This is a genomic window from Bacillus clarus (assembly GCF_000746925.1).
Taxonomy (GTDB): domain Bacteria; phylum Bacillota; class Bacilli; order Bacillales; family Bacillaceae_G; genus Bacillus_A; species Bacillus_A clarus.
In genome coordinates this window covers 3,834,429-3,851,275 of record NZ_JMQC01000008.1, presented here as the reverse complement: position 1 = coordinate 3,851,275, position 16,847 = coordinate 3,834,429, and the positions used below count along the sequence as shown (strand labels likewise).

General features: G+C 32.2%; 17 protein-coding genes, 2 pseudogenes and 1 riboswitch. Of the genes and pseudogenes, 5 read left to right on the top strand and 14 right to left on the bottom strand.

All coding sequences use genetic code 11. The features are described 5' to 3' along the window. Positions 1–6: 6 nt before the first annotated feature. A complete protein-coding gene (locus DJ93_RS20650) occupies positions 7–666 on the bottom strand; it encodes a ribonuclease H family protein (RefSeq protein ID WP_042982951.1) in 660 nt (219 codons plus the stop codon). A gap of 150 nt (positions 667–816) precedes the next feature. Next, positions 817–1,302, bottom strand: a complete 486-nt coding sequence (locus tag DJ93_RS20645; protein ID WP_042982950.1) for a QueT transporter family protein — start codon at positions 1,300–1,302, stop codon at positions 817–819. A gap of 6 nt (positions 1,303–1,308) precedes the next feature. Beyond that, positions 1,309–1,353, bottom strand: a riboswitch (PreQ1 riboswitch). Between the two features lie 132 nt (positions 1,354–1,485). On the opposite strand from DJ93_RS20645, the gene DJ93_RS20640 reads away from it, so the two are divergent. The 3 genes from DJ93_RS20640 (at position 1,486) to DJ93_RS20630 (ending at position 3,733) form a co-directional block, all read left to right on the top strand. Beyond that, positions 1,486–2,358: an aldose 1-epimerase family protein gene (locus DJ93_RS20640; RefSeq protein WP_042982948.1), complete on the top strand. Its 873-nt coding sequence runs from the start codon at positions 1,486–1,488 to the stop codon at positions 2,356–2,358. Between the two features lie 69 nt (positions 2,359–2,427). Continuing rightward, positions 2,428–2,814, top strand: coding sequence for a reverse transcriptase-like protein (locus DJ93_RS20635; RefSeq protein ID WP_042982945.1), 387 nt, complete (start codon positions 2,428–2,430; stop codon positions 2,812–2,814). A 13-nt stretch (positions 2,815–2,827) separates the two neighbouring features. Then, positions 2,828–3,733, top strand: a complete 906-nt coding sequence (locus DJ93_RS20630; RefSeq protein ID WP_042982944.1) for a DMT family transporter — start codon at positions 2,828–2,830, stop codon at positions 3,731–3,733. Between the two features lie 2 nt (positions 3,734–3,735). On the opposite strand, the gene DJ93_RS20625 is transcribed toward DJ93_RS20630, so the two are convergent. Beyond that, positions 3,736–3,996 carry a DUF6123 family protein gene (locus tag DJ93_RS20625; RefSeq protein WP_001195212.1) on the bottom strand — a complete coding sequence of 87 codons (261 nt, stop codon included), beginning with the start codon at positions 3,994–3,996 and terminating at the stop codon, positions 3,736–3,738. 182 nt (positions 3,997–4,178) lie between these two features. Between DJ93_RS20625 and DJ93_RS20620 the strand changes: the two genes are divergently transcribed. After that, positions 4,179–4,739: an isochorismatase family protein gene (locus DJ93_RS20620; protein ID WP_042982943.1), complete on the top strand. Its 561-nt coding sequence runs from the start codon at positions 4,179–4,181 to the stop codon at positions 4,737–4,739. 43 nt (positions 4,740–4,782) lie between these two features. On the opposite strand, the gene DJ93_RS20615 is transcribed toward DJ93_RS20620, so the two are convergent. Beyond that, the gene (locus DJ93_RS20615) at positions 4,783–5,634 is read right to left on the bottom strand and encodes a GNAT family N-acetyltransferase (protein ID WP_080743547.1); all 852 of its coding nucleotides are present in this window, start codon (positions 5,632–5,634) and stop codon (positions 4,783–4,785) included. 152 nt (positions 5,635–5,786) lie between these two features. On the opposite strand from DJ93_RS20615, the pseudogene DJ93_RS30975 reads away from it, so the two are divergent. Next, positions 5,787–6,573, top strand: a pseudogene (locus DJ93_RS30975) (hypothetical protein); the annotation flags it as partial. Between the two features lie 221 nt (positions 6,574–6,794). Here DJ93_RS30975 and DJ93_RS20605 read toward each other — a convergent pair. The 10 genes and pseudogenes from DJ93_RS20605 to DJ93_RS20560 all read right to left on the bottom strand — a co-directional run bounded on the left by DJ93_RS20605 (position 6,795) and on the right by DJ93_RS20560 (position 16,705). Next, positions 6,795–8,342 carry a glycoside hydrolase family protein gene (locus DJ93_RS20605; protein ID WP_042982939.1) on the bottom strand — a complete coding sequence of 516 codons (1,548 nt, stop codon included), beginning with the start codon at positions 8,340–8,342 and terminating at the stop codon, positions 6,795–6,797. Between the two features lie 85 nt (positions 8,343–8,427). After that, positions 8,428–9,486, bottom strand: coding sequence for a glycosyltransferase family 4 protein (locus DJ93_RS20600; protein WP_042982938.1), 1,059 nt, complete (start codon positions 9,484–9,486; stop codon positions 8,428–8,430). Beyond that, positions 9,483–10,282: pseudogene (locus DJ93_RS20595) on the bottom strand (glycosyltransferase family 2 protein). The gene DJ93_RS20600 and the pseudogene DJ93_RS20595 overlap by 4 nt, the downstream one beginning before the upstream one ends. After that, on the bottom strand, positions 10,257–11,471 hold the full coding sequence (locus tag DJ93_RS20590; protein ID WP_042982935.1) for an O-antigen ligase family protein: 1,215 nt from the start codon (positions 11,469–11,471) through the stop codon (positions 10,257–10,259). The pseudogene DJ93_RS20595 and the gene DJ93_RS20590 overlap by 26 nt, the downstream one beginning before the upstream one ends. A gap of 3 nt (positions 11,472–11,474) precedes the next feature. After that, positions 11,475–12,911, bottom strand: a complete 1,437-nt coding sequence (locus DJ93_RS20585; RefSeq protein ID WP_042982934.1) for an oligosaccharide flippase family protein — start codon at positions 12,909–12,911, stop codon at positions 11,475–11,477. Positions 12,912–12,993: 82 nt separating this feature from the next. After that, positions 12,994–13,632: a sugar transferase gene (locus tag DJ93_RS20580; RefSeq protein ID WP_042982933.1), complete on the bottom strand. Its 639-nt coding sequence runs from the start codon at positions 13,630–13,632 to the stop codon at positions 12,994–12,996. 18 nt (positions 13,633–13,650) lie between these two features. Continuing rightward, positions 13,651–14,271, bottom strand: coding sequence for a CpsD/CapB family tyrosine-protein kinase (locus tag DJ93_RS20575; RefSeq protein WP_042982932.1), 621 nt, complete (start codon positions 14,269–14,271; stop codon positions 13,651–13,653). Then, entirely contained in the window at positions 14,258–15,001 is a 744-nt protein-coding gene (locus tag DJ93_RS20570) for a YveK family protein (protein WP_042982931.1), read from the bottom strand. The genes DJ93_RS20575 and DJ93_RS20570 overlap by 14 nt, the downstream gene beginning before the upstream one ends. A 33-nt stretch (positions 15,002–15,034) precedes the next feature. Next, positions 15,035–16,189 carry an acyltransferase family protein gene (locus DJ93_RS20565; protein ID WP_042982930.1) on the bottom strand — a complete coding sequence of 385 codons (1,155 nt, stop codon included), beginning with the start codon at positions 16,187–16,189 and terminating at the stop codon, positions 15,035–15,037. A gap of 375 nt (positions 16,190–16,564) precedes the next feature. Next, positions 16,565–16,705, bottom strand: a complete 141-nt coding sequence (locus DJ93_RS20560; protein WP_042982929.1) for an FbpB family small basic protein — start codon at positions 16,703–16,705, stop codon at positions 16,565–16,567. Positions 16,706–16,847 lie beyond the last annotated feature (142 nt).

Below are 16,847 nucleotides of genomic sequence, written 5' to 3'. Positions count from 1 at the left end.
ACCTCACTATTCGGTTATTTCTTTATGACTGTCAATTACAGTCCCTTCTAAAGCTTGTGTAGCTAATTGATGCGCCTCTTTATTTTGTTTTCTAGATACCGGTTCACATACAAGCTTTAATTTCATTTGTTTCGCCTTTTGTTCAATTTGATCTAAGTAATGATTTAAATGTTCATCGTAGCAAGGCCATTCTCCAGCTAATTGCTGCAGTACAACTTGAGAATCTCCACGAAGTATAACTGCTTCATATTTAACCCCTAATTCCTCGAGTATATTCATCCCGTATAATAATGCTGCATATTCCGCTTCGTTATTATCATATATTCCTTCTATGTATGCATTGCGACGAATTCGATAATTGGTATTTCCTTTTTTATAGTACACACATATGCCAACTCCTGCTTCTTTCGTTTCTACATCATAACCACCATCAAAATAAACCTGAATTTCTTGTGGCTCTTCCTCCACTTGCTTACTCAGTTTTTTCATCTCTTTTAATGACCATTCCGCATCCATTTCATCGTAAAATAAAAGGTCTTTTACCCTTCCCGTTTTTTCAAAATCCTCCGCAAATTGAAGCACTTCTTCTATGCTCATATAATCTGTTGTTAATTCCGTTTGTAGACCACGCTTCGTTTTATACAACCAATGTATTTTATATTTCATACTAGATTCCCCTTATATAAGACTTCTTATATTTATTTTATTATATTGTATCAAGAGTCACAGTATTATATTCAAAATGAACGAAACAAGTCATAACATATAAAAATACAAAAAGAGCTGTTCCATATCGGAAACAGCTCTTTTCATATATTACATAAATCTTTCAAATTGTACTCGTTTGTTAATCCAGTACATTACAGGCATACCGATTGCCATTACGACAAACTCACCAGCTGCACATGTTAACCATGTAAATAAAAATGGTAGATCAAACGCAAGGTGAAGTTCAATCGCTATCATAAACATTGTAACTGTAAAGATAACTGTATTAAAAATCATACGAGCCCAGACACCTTTAATAAAGCGCATAGAAATAATAGTTGCAAGAAGCGCAAGAATCGATTGCCCAACTCCAAATACTAAATCATAAGCAATCATAGGTGAGAAAAAAAGATTCGTTAAAAATACACCTAATACAATCCCATAAATCGCCTTTTTATTAAATACAACGAGATGATTAAACATCTCTGAAATACGAAACTGTACATTCGTAAAGCCAAATGGCTGAATAAGCATAGAAACAGCAATATATAATGCCGCTAAAATACCATTACCAACTAATGTTCTTATATTCATGACAAAATCTCCTTAGTTTTTTTACGTGGGATGGTTTCGAACCACGTCATTCGTTTTTTAAGCAACAAGATTATATTTTACGCAATAGGCACTCTTTCGTCAATAGATTCATATCATTAACTACCTTTTTTCTAATGGACAACGTATAATAAAATATATGAAAGATTTAGGAGGTTTCACTTCATGACGGCAACAATTCAAAATGAAAAATTGATCATTTCCATCTCTGAAAAAGGTGCAGAATTACAAAGCGTTCGCTTAAAAGAAGATAACACAGAATATTTATGGCAAGGAGATTCTGCTTATTGGGGACGACGTGCACCAATTTTATTCCCGATTGTCGGTCGATTAGTGGACAACACATATTACGTAGATGGTAAACCATATTCATTAACACAACACGGCTTCGCACGTGACCTTACATTCTCTGTAAAAGAGCAAAGTGAATCAAAAATCACTTATATCGTTATTAGTAATGAAGAAACGTTACAAAAATACCCGTACAAATTTGAATTACTCATTTCTTATGAATTAGACGAACAAAATGTACATGTTACTTATGAAATAAACAATCCTACTTCAAACGAGATGTACTTCTCAATCGGAGCACATCCAGGATTCAACTGTCCTTTACTAGATGGTGAATCATTTACAGACTATTATTTAGCCTTTAATGGCTCCGAACGTTTAGAAACAAATGTACTAGAAGGACCATTTCTTTCTAATGAAAAGCAACTAATTGCTGAAAGCACTGAAGAATTACCACTTACATATGATTTATTTAAAAATGATGCACTTATTTTTGAAAATATGAATACAAATGAAATTTCGATCCGCTCTCATAAACATAATAAATTCGTAAAAGTAGCATTTGAAGGTTTCCCATTTGTTGGTGTTTGGACACAAGGGGATAACGCACCGTTCTTATGCATTGAACCTTGGTATGGAATTGCTGATGAAGTAGAACCAGCAAAAGATTTCAAAGATAAAAAAGGAATTCAATCATTACAAGCGAATGAAACATTTACATGTCGTTATAACATTACAATTGGATAATGTATTCTCTCCCCTATTTGTAGAAGTTTTTCAAGTAGGGGATGATCTTATAAATGGAGGTTTCTAATTTTGATTGAAGTATATATCGATGGTGCATCAAAAGGAAATCCTGGTCCTTCTGGTGCTGGAGTTTTTATTAAAGGTGTACAGCCACCTGTACAATTATCATTACCACTTGGAACAATGTCCAATCACGAAGCAGAATACCATGCTTTACTTGCGGCATTAAAATATTGCACAGAACATAATTATAACATTGTATCTTTTCGCACAGATTCTCAACTTGTTGAACGCGCTGTTGAAAAAGAGTATGCTAAAAACCAAATGTTCGCACCACTTTTAGAAGAAGCTTTGAAGTACATTAAACAATTTGATCTCTTCTTTATAAAGTGGATTCCAAGTAGCCAAAATAAAGTCGCTGATGAATTAGCAAGAAAAGCCATTTCACAAAATTAACGGGGGGATTGGTGTGAAAAAAGAGTGGATTGCTCCGCTTGCTTTATTATTTGTCTCATTTATTTGGGGAGCAACGTTTGTTGTCGTTCAAAATGCTATGTCGTTTGTCGGGCCATTTACTTTTAATGGCGTTCGCTTTCTGTTCGCTGGCATTATTTTATTATTTGTTCAAATAATTTTCACGAAAAAAACTTCAAAACAAGAAATTAAGCATAGTAGTGCCGCTGGCTTAGTTGTCGGGTTCTTTTTATTTATCGGTTATTTATTGCAAACATTCGGCTTACTCTATACAACTTCTTCTAAAGCTGGATTTTTAACTGGTCTTAGCATTGTGATGGTTCCCGTTCTCTCGTTTATCTTTTTGAAACAAAGAGCTACACCTTTTATCATACTTGGTATTACTGCTGCAACAGCAGGCTTATATTTATTAACAGCTGGTGATTCCTTTCAATTAAACATAGGAGATATACTCGTTCTCGGTTGTGCCGTTGCCTTCGCAGCACATATCCTTATTAACGGATTCTTTTCAACAAAAATCTCTCCTTTATTATTAAGCACATCTCAAGTATTAGCTGTTGGTATCTTTTCTTCTATTTGCGCTTTTCTGTTTGAAGATTCAGAAAAATTATTCTCTATCTCTTTATGGACGAATCATTCCTTTTTATTCGCCTTATTTTTAACTTCCCTATTCGCAACATCAATTTCCTTTTTCATCCAAACATCTGCACAAAAACATACTTCCCCTACAAGAGTAGCAATTATTTTCGCAATGGAACCTGTCTTCGCTGCATTAACAGGTGTTCTCGTTGCAAACGAACAACTTTCAATATCAGCAATTATTGGGTGTCTTTGCATTTTCTTAGGCATGATTTTCGTTGAACTTCCTTCAAAAACAAAAAAAGAAGCGCAGGCTGCGTGAAGTTACGCTTGTAACTTCCGCATAAAAGCCTTTGCGCTTTTTTTATCTGTAATTTCTTCTTCTTTCAATCGTTCTAATAACGCAACAAAATAACTGCCATCAAACTGTAATTGATGTTTAATTGTCGCTTCAATCGCCGCGTTCACAATTCCATCAGATGCACCAGTATATCCTTGTCCGAACATAATAAACCCCTGTGCTTCCTCTGATAATTTAAATCCTTTCGTATGTAAGAATGAAAGATAATCTTCTACTGTTTGCATGATATTCCCACCTACTCAAAAATTCTCCACTTCTTATCATACATGTTTTTACACTCCATGAGAATGAAATTTCTTTGACAACTTTGTAAATCGATCGTTTACTTCACTGACAATAGAGGATTTCTCTACTATATTAAGGAATATGTAAAGTGGAATTTATTCTATATTAAAGGGGAGACACAATGAAACAAGCACTATTAATTATTGACGCTCAACAAGAACTAATTGATGGAAACGAACAAGAAAATGAAGTTTTCCGTAAAACCGAGCTATTAGCTACACTAAATACCGCTGTACAGCAAGCAATAAGAGCAAATGCCCTTATCGTTTTCGTAAGAGATACTGATGTTGCTTCTGGTCAAGGAGATGGCTTTGAAGTACATAATCAAATTAAAATACCTCAATCTGCAATAACAATAAATAAACAAGCAACAAATTCGTTTTACGGGACTCCTTTACATGACCTGTTAAAAGAAGAGAAGGTTAGTCATCTTGTTATAGGTGGATGTAAAACCGAACATTGCATCGACACTGCTGTTAGAACAGCCACTGTACAAGGATTCGATGTTACATTAATTAAAAATGGCCATTCAACAATTGATTCTACAGTCTTATCTGCAGAGCAAATTATCGAACACCATAATAAAACTCTACACGGTCATTATAACGTTGATCATTTTTCCGTTGTTAGAAATATCGAGGAGGACCTCTTTCAACCAATTCATGACCAATATCGTGAATAGGTTAACCACAAAAAAGAATCCTTTACTTTACAAGGATTCTTTTTTATCCAAAAATTTGAGCTGCAATACTATATAGTTCACCATTTCGTTTCAAAAATCTATCACTGTTCTTCATCATAATTGGCGGTTGATTTATCTTTTGAAAACCGAAGCTCTCTAATTCTTTCATAAATGCTACTTTTCCTTCCGGTACATCAATTCTAAGTTTTCCATTACACTCTTTTGCTAAATAATAAACAATACTACTGGCCATCATATCATTCGGAGCAACGATTGGTCCTATTATTCTATTTTCTGGAGTTTGTATACTCATACCATATCCGATTACATTATTCTCTTTATCCTTGGCAACTACACATTGTTGACTTTGTTTAATCCTACACTTTAAAAATCTTCTTCTATTTACACCAAATGCCATTTCATCTATTTTTGCAATCTCCTTTAAATCCTTTTCTTCACAATTGAAAATATATTCTGTATTCCTTTCATATTTAGGCGACTTACTATATTCATTACATATGTATTTTGAAACATGACTAACAACTTGAAATCCTAATTTCTCATATAAAGGCTTCCCATCTTCTGTAGCAATAAGCATAATCGGCGTCTTTTCTGAAACCCTTCTTATACACGCCTCTGTTATCATTTTCCCAATCCCTCTTCCTTTATAATTAGGATGAACAATGACCATACCGATAGATGCTAATTTCTCTCCATATAATATAATCGCTGCACTAGCAACGAGCTCTCCCCTCTCATTCCATACACCATATACAATACCTGAATTCAAAATCGTTTCAATTTCTTCTAAACTATAATCCCATCCAATACAAGATGATAATACAACAATCTCCTCTAATTTTTCTATACTAAGACGATCCACACTTATTTTCATTTTAATCATTCTCCATCTTCATATTTAGACTTTTGAATCATCCTTTACGAATCAACTTGTACATGTTTCCCTTTATCCACCATACACATATCCCATTTTGACCAAGACTATATTGTAAATGAGGTGATAACATGCCCATTACGAATCGGTTTTCTACCACGTCAAATACAATATTCATACAAATTAATGATGCCGATATCGTATCCCTTAAAACGGCTGCTATGGCTTCTATAACAATTGGCAATGTTTTAACTTACACGACAAACTTAACGAATATAAGTAACACTGATGCGCTTACGGTTGTATTTACAGATAATATTCCAGAGGGAACGACCTTTATAGACGGTAGTATTTTAGTAAATAACGTTCCTCAACTTAATGCAAATCCAAGTACTGATATATTTGTAGGGATGATTGCTCCTAATGTTACTATTCCTATCACATTTTCTGTTACTGGATTAGCGCTTCCAGCTAATGGACGCATTCAAAATCAATCAACTTCTCGTTATACGATTAATGATGAAGAGCAAACATCGCCTAGCAACCTTACCTTTACTGAAGTTATTTCCGCTAATTTAGTAGCTACTAAAACAACTCCTATCCAATACGCTGACTTACAGACTTATTATACCTTACACAATTTCCATCTTAAATAACGGAAATATACATGCCGACAATATTACAGTTACAGATATCATTCCAGCAAATACGAACTTTATAGCAAATAGCGTTATCGTCAACAGTAGCGCTCATCCAAATGATAATCCACAAAACGGTATACAAATTGATATCATTCCACCTAACACTACCGCGACTATCCTATTCCAAGTTCGCGTTACTTCTCTTCCACAAACAAATCCAATTTCTAATACTAGTACGATTGAATATCAATACACATTACCAAATCGTCCACTTATTACCATAACAATTACAAGTAACGAAAACATCGTCACGTTTGTTCCAGAAAACGCAGATGAAACTCTTCCAAATTTAAATTACTTCTTTGACGGTGAACGCTTTATACGAATTCCCCCTCAAAATATAAGAAATTACTTCTGAACTTGGATTTGGTGGCAGTAATTAAAAACAATAAAAAAGCTTGTAGTTTGATTAATTCAAACTACAAGCTTCTTTAATAGCCTTTCACTATTCATAATTACTTACGTTATTTTAGTCGTAATAAGCTGGCCAGCTTCATCAATAGTAACTCTCCATTTCCCTCCACTAGCAGTCTTCATAATTACACCTTTACTTGCTTCCAGCTCAATATCGCCAAATATTTTCCCGCCAGTTGTAGCTAACCAAGCATTCCCACTTTCCATAGAAGACCTTGCAAAAATCCGATTAATTCGAAACCGCTTATGCTCTTGAGCATAACCACTCATTGTAATTCTTACTTTATATAACTGACTCGCTTTCATATTTGATATGATCGTATCTCCAACATTTAACGGAACATCTGATGCAATAACCCAGTTTCCATTTGCACTTAATAAATATTCAATTCGAATCTTCTTTGGGCTCTCTCCCCAGCCAAAATATAATCCAAGACAATTCAACATTTTTATCGGATTTTTCGTAAAGTCCAATTCAAAAACAACTGGATTATTATCTGGAATATCAATATAATTCACACTTTGTTCATCTATTAAATTAAAGCAATTAGCGAGATTTCCTCCGTACGGTAATTTCCCTGCTACTTGCTTAACGCTATATTTCATCGGAGCATTTACTAAAATATCATCTTGATTCCCTATTAAATGTGGTTTATTTAGCGTCAACGGTAACTGAATTCGAAGTGATTGCTCATAGGTAGACGTACAAACATTATATTGTCCCTTATCTACAATAGTTGTTGAAAGCAGATTAGAAAAAAGGTAGTTACGATGAGAATTAGAAGAAAATTCAATTACGATTGGTTCGCTACTCATCCGGTACGTATCCCAGATCATACAATCAAATGAATTATATGCCCCTGAGCAACGGATTACTTTTTTTGTTTGCTGTCTACATTGTACTTGAATGCCACTAAATGTATTTCCTGAACTTTCATTTGGTAAATCACTACTCCCGTCGACCTCTATTCCATACTGACAACCATCAATAAATATAGATTGAAATACATTTGCATTAATCCAGCAAGGAGTATTAATATCCTCTACATATTCTGTTTTTAAATAAATTGCAATTTGAAAGTTTTTAATTTGAATAAAGTTAACTTGAAAGAAGCTAATATAATCCCACGCTTTTTGACAATAAAAATGTATAGCTATCCCTTTATATAACGAAGTTGTATTTATAATATTTATATTTGATATAACGGATTGATTAGGCACTTCTATTTGTTGTGATCCGGGAACATAAATAACAGACGATTGGAATACCGGGTTTACGACTTGAATGTTACCACCTGTAATAGAAGCATTCTTTTGCAGTTCAAATGCATTAAAATTCCCATCAATTTGTACTGTTACCGTAGGATCTAACTCTAATCTTACATTTTCTTTAATAACGATTGCCTTTAAAATTTTATACGTATTTACTCCCGTAATTCTCACCGTTGAAATTCGATTCGCCACACAATAATCAATAGCTTGTTGAATTGCTACTGAACTATCATTTCCTGAGTTCGGAACTGCTCCAAAACAATCAATATGAACACTACTTCCTGGTGCACAATCTTCTTGTGATGAAATATATTCTGACAAAACAGACTCACTCCTCGTATACCATTATTCATATCATATGTTTTTTTCTTCTTAAAAGTTTCTATAATAAAAAAACAAACGACTTTTATAATCGTTTGCTTAACTCATATATATATATCGTTTCTTCTACCATTTTAGTTAATGAAAAATATCTCTCCGCTTTTTTTCGCGCCGTCACTCTCACATTATTCATCATTTCTTCATTCTCTTGTAATTCCTTAATTGCATCTGCGAATTCATACTCGCAATATTTCGAAATTAACACACCTGATTCTCCATCTATAACCGCTTCATTTATTCCACCGACATCTATCGATACAACTGGTGTTCCTGTAGCCATTGCTTCAATTACTACCATTGGGAACACTTCACGAAAAGATAGTAAAAGTAAAACATCCATATTTCCGATAAACTCATGTGGTTCTGAAATATTGCCTAGCATCTTTACACTTTGTTGTAAATCATATTTTTCTATTTCTTTCATAATAGATTCTTTCTCAGGTCCATCACCAGCAATATAAAACAAAAAATCTTTTCTCGTTTTCAACACATCTGCAATTTTAACAAATAATTGATGGTTTTTTTCCTTTGATAATCTTGCTAGTATACCTACCTTATAAACAGATTCTTTTTTTTTCTGCTGAAATAAAAATTTTTCAATATCCACACCGTTATATATTGTCTTTATCTTTTCTTCTGCTACAAGAACGGAAAGTAAATTGTTCTTTTCAGACTCACTTACAGTAATAATAGAGTCCACATATTTATTCATGAAATAACGAAAGACTATTGGCATTTTCTTCTCTAGTATCGTTACATTATGTTTCGTGTACACGACTTTTATCTTTCTTTTAATAAACTTTTGAATTAGGAAAGCATACAATACCATTCGCATACTATTTGCATGAATGATATCTATCTTTCGTTTACAAATCTCTTTTCGTAAATAATATATATTCCTTAAATGATTCCATCGACTGAGCAGAATGAAATTTTCTTTTCTAGCAAGAGATTGATATAATTCCCCATCACCTGCAGCTGTATAAACTGTTAAATTCTCGTATTGCAAATGGTTTTCCAGTTTACAAAAGTAACTCTCGGCTCCCCCAGTTATCAACTTATCTGTCATCAACAATATATTCATAATCGAGTCTTCTCCATTACATTGATTTTATTTTTCTATACGCATGATACGCATACTTACTAAAATAAAAGAAGGTTTGCACTAAATTAAGAGGCTTTTGCGCTCTTAATAACTTCCAATATCGGAAAGCCGCTCTTATTTTATTTCTTGACACGGAATTTGTAACAATTCGATATTTTGCTAGCACTTGCTGTATCCCGTTCGCTTCATATCCTTTATTTAATAATTGCAACCATAATGCTGTATCTTCAGGCTGTACACTAGGCATTTCAATATTGGGGATCTTCTCACGATCAATCATCACCGTTAAACATCCAATAATTGTATTACCTGCTAAGTAATGATAATCAACAGATTTCGGTACATTCACATCTCTATTCAGATTTTTACCATTTTCATCTATTAAACTATAAGACGTATACGAAAAAGCAACATCCGTTTCTTCCATAAATAACAATTGCGTCTCCAATTTATTCGGTAACCACATATCATCACTATCTAAAAAAGCAATATACCTTCCTTTTGCTTCTTTAATTGCTATATTTCGTGCTTTAGCAGCACCTATATTTTCCTTTAATAATAATAACCGAATGCGCGAATCCTCTTTTATCATCTCTTTAATTTTCGCAGCCGAGTGATCCGTTGAAGCGTCATCAACGATAAGCATTTCCCAATTTTCATAAGATTGACTCTGCACAGATGCTATTGTCTCACCTATAAAACGTAAACTATTATAAGAAGGTGTTATTATAGAAACATAAGGCGCCTCATTATGTACTGAAAGACAATTTACCATCTATCTTTCCCCTTCCTTCATATATTGAAATGTATTTCACAACAACTGCTAAAAATAAGAAAAAAGCTTCGTTAATAATAAGCGACAATGACATCATCTGAAGTAAAAATGCAATCATCGTTAAGAAAAGATATGGTTTTTCACGAAACAAGTTATACTTAGCCAACTTCATCATCAGAATACATAAAAAGGCACAATATAAAAGAAAACCAATCATACCCGATTCAGATAAAATTTCCAAAAATGTATTATGCACATATAGTTTTTCATTAAACTGGTACTCATAATAATTCGAAAAATTAAACGCGCCAATACCGATATATGGATTAGATAAAAAGTATTTGAAAGCAGCTTCCCATAATGTAAATCTGCCACTCCCATTATCGTGTGAAAAATCAGAAATTCGTTTATTCAATATATCATCTAACTGTCCACCCATTACTACATTCGATATACCAAAAATAACAACACCGAAAAATAATAAACCCATTATAATTTTTATTTTTTTAACAAAACTGGACATACATATATATACAAAAATAACGAGGAAAATTGCTAAAATCCCACCTCTTGAAAAGGTTAATAAACTCGTTGTAACGCATAAAATCAATCCTATTATATTAGTCATATTATGTAAATTCGTCATATAGTACATAAAAAATATTGTATTATAAAAAATGAAAATGTTGGGATCATCCAATAATCCAATTAATCTTGGATATCCTCTATCTACTAATAATCCAGCATAAATTTCTCTCTCTTCTCCACCATATAATCCAAAATGTTGTAACCCGACTATATAGAGTATGAGGCTCACAATATTAAAAACGAATCCTACATAGACAATGGATGATTCTAGTACTACTATTTCTGTATTCCCCAATAAATTCCTCATTATAAAATAACATCCTAAAACAAGTAATACGCCAAGAATCATACGAATACTAGCACTTAAATATATAGAAAGAATACCACTTAAACAATAGATGAAATAAAACAGTAAAAAAACGACCTCATGAAAATATAGCTTTCGAATATAAAAATCTTTAATAGTTAAACAAAAATAAATGACTAAAAAGATCATATATATCTTCAAAGAAAATCCTATATATATGTTGTATTTACTTAACATAACAAACAAGATTAGAAGAAAAATCCATTTCATTGAAATTTGCATATTATTTTCCATAGGCTATATCCCCTGTTTCGTAATATAATCCTTTTTTCGTGTTTTTCTTATAAACGAAAGAATAAGTTTTTTTAACTCATAATCATATAGAAAAATACCAACTACTACGATAATCGTATTGAGAACAAGTGCAATCAAATTGTATGTATGCAATGCATATTGTACTCCTATAAAGGTTACACCAAAATAAATTGTATAAGGCATTACAATTTGGAATATAATTTTTTTCCTCACTACACTTACTGCCATATATCCAATCAAAGCTACTATCTCAAATAAAACCATGGCGTAAGCCGCTCCTATTACTCCGCCAATACTACTTAAACTATATAGCATAATTCCACCAATCACTAAAGCAACACACTGCACAGCGGTTCTCTTATTTTGAAATCCACTCGTTGTTAAACCATCAGCGATAGCTATATTTAAACTTTGTAACACAATGAGAAAAGATAATATTTGGAGTGGCTCTACCGCATTACTCCATTCCTCATGAAAAAATATAGAGATAAAATATGGCGCTAAATTATATAAGCCTATCGTCATACATATTCCTACAACCGCCATCGATTTTATTTGAAGCATATTTAATTTCGTATGCTCTTCTATATGATTCTGGTTATAATGTTTAAAAAGCACTGGAAAAAATGCTCCTGCAATCACACCTGGCACTTGATATAAAGCTGCTGGCATTCGATAAGCGACCGCAAAAACACCTACCATACTTAATGGTAATGTATAATTGAGTAAAATAGGTGCTAATTGCGGTGTGCTCATAATTAAAAAACCGCTAACAATAAAAGGCCCTAAATTCCATAATAATCCTTTATGAATTACTACCTTCATGTTAATGTCCATCTTTTTTCTCATTACATGTATGCTAAATAAACCACCTAGCATATAACCAAAACTATATAAACGAGCCGTCATATATACTGGTAGTTCTCCGAAAATGCAGAAGCATGTAATTATAATGACAAGAGCTGCTGATACAACTTTAATAAGTGCTATATATTTCATCCGTTCCGTAAGCTGAAAATAGGAAACTCCTATATTTTGCCATGCAAGTCCAATTAGCATCAGGAACATTACGTTTAACATCATATAAATTAAATTGCTATCCTCATACACATAATGAATGGCTATATAACCAATTACAGAAATAACAACAAGAAGAAGCATCCTTATTTTTATATACGAAGATAAAATCGTCCCTAATTCTACTCCATCCTTTGCTCCTTCTCGAAGAAATGTATTACTAAGTCCTAAATCTGTAAAAAATAACATAACAAACGTCAATGCTATTGCAATACTAAACATCCCGTAATTTTGTGCATTAAAAAAGTTGGCTAAAGCAATTAAACTAATGGCCTGAAGAATGTTAGCTAAAATCGTACTATAAAATAGATGTACAATATTATTTAGAATGGATCTACCCATACCAGTTCTCCTTTGCATGTAACCTACTTATATTTGTTTTGTATTAATCTATTATTTGTATAAAAACATACTTACTATGTTTTTATCTTGCACCATTCCCATTCCATACAATAAGAATTGTCTTACATAAAATACGAATATCCATCCTAATCGTTTTCTCTCTAATATATTCCATATCCAATTCTAATTTTTCTTTCGGATCAAGATTATACCCTCCATTTATTTGTGCCCACCCTGTTAACCCTGGTTTCACCAATAAACGATGCCTGAACTCAGGAATATAGGCTTCAAACTGTTCATAAAAATACTCTCTCTCTGGTCTAGGACCGACAAAAGACATATCACCTTTTAAAATATTAATAAGTTGTGGTAATTCATCAATTCTCGTTTTTCTTATAAACAATCCAACCTTTGTAATTCTCGGATCGTTCTCATCTGCCCATTGCGGTCCGTTCTTTTCAGCATCGCTAACCATCGATCTTAATTTAAATAAATTGAATTTTTTTCCTTTAATTCCTAAACGTTCTTGAAAATAGATTGGAGACCCTGATGTTTCTAAAGCAACCATAATAGAAAAGAACAACATAACTGGTATCATTAAAAGTAACAATATGAGTGAAAATGTAATATCAAACAAGCGTTTTACACTGCGATTCAAAAGCTTATCCTTTTCTTGAGCCGGAATAGTATACACCTTAGCTTGGTTTGTTTCACGAATCATGAATCGTTACCCCCAAATTCAAGAATATAAAACTATACCTAGCAATTCACATTCTTTTTTTTCTATGTTCGCTATTACTTTTTTAACTGTACGCAACGAATCTTTTCGCTTTTCGACCGCCAAAACTATACCATCACATTTAACCGCAATAATATGCGTAGCAGGGAGCTCAAATACTTCAGATGAATAAAAGAAAATGTAATCAAACTCGTCTTTCCACATGTCTATTACATTATCAAATTCATCCATAGCAACTAAGGGCGTTCCATTATGTACTGTTTTTTGTGCTGGGATACAATATAAATATTCAGAAACACTACTAGAAAAAGATTCATAATTTAAGGTTGAAGAAATTATTATATCGTTTATTGTTGTCATACGATTGCTTTGTAACAGTAGATGTAATTTAGGATCAGAAAAATTCACATCTACAAGTAGCACTTTTTTCTTCATTTCTGCAAAAACTAATCCCATATTTACTATAAGCGAGGCAACAACGCCCCTGTCCTTAGTTGAACTGACTGTGAATACTTGTTTTCCTGATTTTTTTAACTCATGATATATTGTATAGAATTGCTCTTTCATCACAGCATCATGCAGATCGAGATCCGGCTTTTTCTTTATCTTAAACATCGACATGTTCACCTCTATATATAGATGATTGTGTTTCAACCTCTGTAGATTTTCTTTTTCTTTTCGGCTTCATACTTATGTGACCAATAACAGGGACTGTTGTTATTTTCTCTAAATCTTGTTCCACATTTATACGCTCATCAAAATAATCCCGAAGTACAGCTAATCCAATACCAACAAACAAACTAACAATTAAAGAGATGGGAATAATGAGTTGAAATTTCGGAAATAATTTTTCCGCTTTTTCCTGTAGCTCTGGATCAGTCAATATTTTTATTCCCTGTACGTTAGTATACTGTTGAAAGCTTTTTTGAGATTGTTCTGCCAATGACTTTACAATTTCTTTCACAACTTTAGGATTCGAATCTTTTACTGTAACAGTAACAATTTGTGAATTATCCGTATTCACCACCGAAATTTTTTTTGCTAATTCATAACTCGATTGTTCTAAATTCAAAGTTTTTTGCACTGTTGAAATAATAAGTGGGCTTTTTAAAATATCAACATACGATGTTACGAGCTGCTTATTTTCCTGTGTTTTATTCATTGCATTCTCCTTATTAAACTCATCTAAATTCCCAACAAGAATTTGCGTTGAATATTGATATGAAGGCTTTAACACATACTTAGAGATAAGAATTAGACATGCTGTTAAACAACACATTGTCAATACTATTGTCAATACTCTTCTTTTCAGTAACTGTTGAAAATCTTTTATACTAATTTCTTGCTTCAACTATTCCACCGCCTTTTTCTTGATAGCATCCTGTTAATGTACAGATAACCCTTTCTTTTCTACATCTGCTTGTTTTGTTACATACTTTCCTACTCTGAATGCAAATTTCTCTACAAACAAATACGAAATCGTTGCAAGTATAAAAGAAAGAATGAGCGACATAATTAAAATAATAGTTAACGGTAATATTTCATGAAGCATATATATAAGGGAAAACAAAGATATAATATGATATAAGTAAAGACTGTAAGAAATTCTCCCCAAATATAACAAGTATTTATTACGTAGCAAGGATGAAAAAGTTGATACTGACAGACTTAATATGACAAATAGACATGCGCTTATTGCTACGAAGTAGTCTCGAAATAAAAAATTATTGAGTACCTTTACTTCTCCAATAACCCCTTCATACATATAAAACAAAATCGCCACTAGAAACCATAAAATTTTCTTATTTTTAGTACACTTACTATAAAACATTATTAAATCATTTTTATACTTCGCAACTAGTGCTCCTAATAAAAACAACACCGTATAGTGCAGTGTTAATGCATAGCTTGTTAATGTTAAACTCGATTGAAATAAATACAATATCGAGACAGAACATATACTGAAACTAAACAAAGACAATAATGAATATCGAATTGTTTTACGCAAACAAACAATTAAAACTAACGGAAAAATAATTGAGATTCGCATTTCATGCACAAGCGACCAAATTACACTGTTATACGCATCTGTATTATATTTTCCTATCAATAAAATATGCTGCATCATTAGATTTGAAGAACTTTTAATCGTCCATGAGCTGTTGAACCATTCGCTTAAATAAGAAACACCATATTGACTCATTGTAAGCTGGCACAAAATAGCTATTATTATTGCCACAACATATGGAATATATATTCTACATATACGCTTTAAAAGGTATACTCCGTAACTGCTGTAGTTTTTTTGAATAGATTCATATAAAACAAATCCACTCAAAATAAAAAAGACAATAACTGATTCGTTACCACTACTAAAAATAATACGAGCAGGCGTTTCTTTTAATAGATATACAACAAATGGTTTATTATCTTCATAACGATAATTTTGATATGATGAAAAAATCATAAGATGATGTCCAATCATTACTAAAAGTGCAGAAATTCCTCTTATAGAATCTAGCTCTTCATACCTCTCCATCGTTTTACATCAACTCCTAATGAAATGATAATAATCATTTCAAAGCGACATCATTATTCATATTCCTCTCCTTTCTTTTTATTCCACTTTTTTCACATTCAGACAATGTTATAAAGTAATTTCGAATGTATTGTACCATTTTTGGTAATATTTTGAATACATAATCCCAAAAATTGGAATATACCAATTTCAACCTCGAAAATCATAAAATATTGACAGAAAAACACTATAAATATATCTTGCCTACTTACAAGCTAACCATTAAGTTAAAAGAAAAATAGCACTTATTATGAAGTGTAAAATGCAAATCATTCTTTTCAATATAAAACAAAAAAGATAGCCCTTATATAGGCTATCTTTTTTGTTTTATATTATTCAATTACTAGCACCACTATATGCTACATGACGCTTTTCAATTCTTTCTTCTATTTCTTTCATATTTTCTTTATTGCTTAATAGTGATTGTTTATTTTCTATTAATAATTGTTTAAAGGATTTTCTCATTTTTTTTCTCATGTTTATTTTCCTCCTTAGCGATTACAAATAACTTATCAAAGGATGATTTATATAAAAGATAAGTAATTATCTGTGTAGACTTATCATAAAGGATTGTTGTGAAATCTATTTGAACTTCATATGAAAACTAAGTTTATTTTCT

What these genes read in the sequence shown, in the direction of transcription:
- DJ93_RS20585 (WP_042982934.1), bottom strand. Translation starts at nt 12,911, where the DNA reads ATGGGTAGATCCATTCTAAATAATATTGTACATCTATTTTATAGTACG.
- DJ93_RS20600 (WP_042982938.1), bottom strand. Translation starts at nt 9,486, where the DNA reads ATGAATATATTGTTGATGACAGATAAGTTGATAACTGGGGGAGCCGAG.
- DJ93_RS20560 (WP_042982929.1), bottom strand. Translation starts at nt 16,705, where the DNA reads ATGAGAAAAAAAATGAGAAAATCCTTTAAACAATTATTAATAGAAAAT.
- DJ93_RS20575 (WP_042982932.1), bottom strand. Translation starts at nt 14,271, where the DNA reads ATGTCGATGTTTAAGATAAAGAAAAAGCCGGATCTCGATCTGCATGAT.
- DJ93_RS20580 (WP_042982933.1), bottom strand. Translation starts at nt 13,632, where the DNA reads ATGATTCGTGAAACAAACCAAGCTAAGGTGTATACTATTCCGGCTCAA.
- DJ93_RS20650 (WP_042982951.1), bottom strand. Translation starts at nt 666, where the DNA reads ATGAAATATAAAATACATTGGTTGTATAAAACGAAGCGTGGTCTACAA.
- DJ93_RS20565 (WP_042982930.1), bottom strand. Translation starts at nt 16,189, where the DNA reads ATGGAGAGGTATGAAGAGCTAGATTCTATAAGAGGAATTTCTGCACTT.
- DJ93_RS20645 (WP_042982950.1), bottom strand. Translation starts at nt 1,302, where the DNA reads ATGAATATAAGAACATTAGTTGGTAATGGTATTTTAGCGGCATTATAT.
- DJ93_RS20615 (WP_080743547.1), bottom strand. Translation starts at nt 5,634, where the DNA reads ATGAAAATAAGTGTGGATCGTCTTAGTATAGAAAAATTAGAGGAGATT.
- DJ93_RS20620 (WP_042982943.1), top strand. Translation starts at nt 4,179, where the DNA reads ATGAAACAAGCACTATTAATTATTGACGCTCAACAAGAACTAATTGAT.
- DJ93_RS20625 (WP_001195212.1), bottom strand. Translation starts at nt 3,996, where the DNA reads ATGCAAACAGTAGAAGATTATCTTTCATTCTTACATACGAAAGGATTT.
- DJ93_RS20590 (WP_042982935.1), bottom strand. Translation starts at nt 11,471, where the DNA reads ATGGAAAATAATATGCAAATTTCAATGAAATGGATTTTTCTTCTAATC.
- DJ93_RS20640 (WP_042982948.1), top strand. Translation starts at nt 1,486, where the DNA reads ATGACGGCAACAATTCAAAATGAAAAATTGATCATTTCCATCTCTGAA.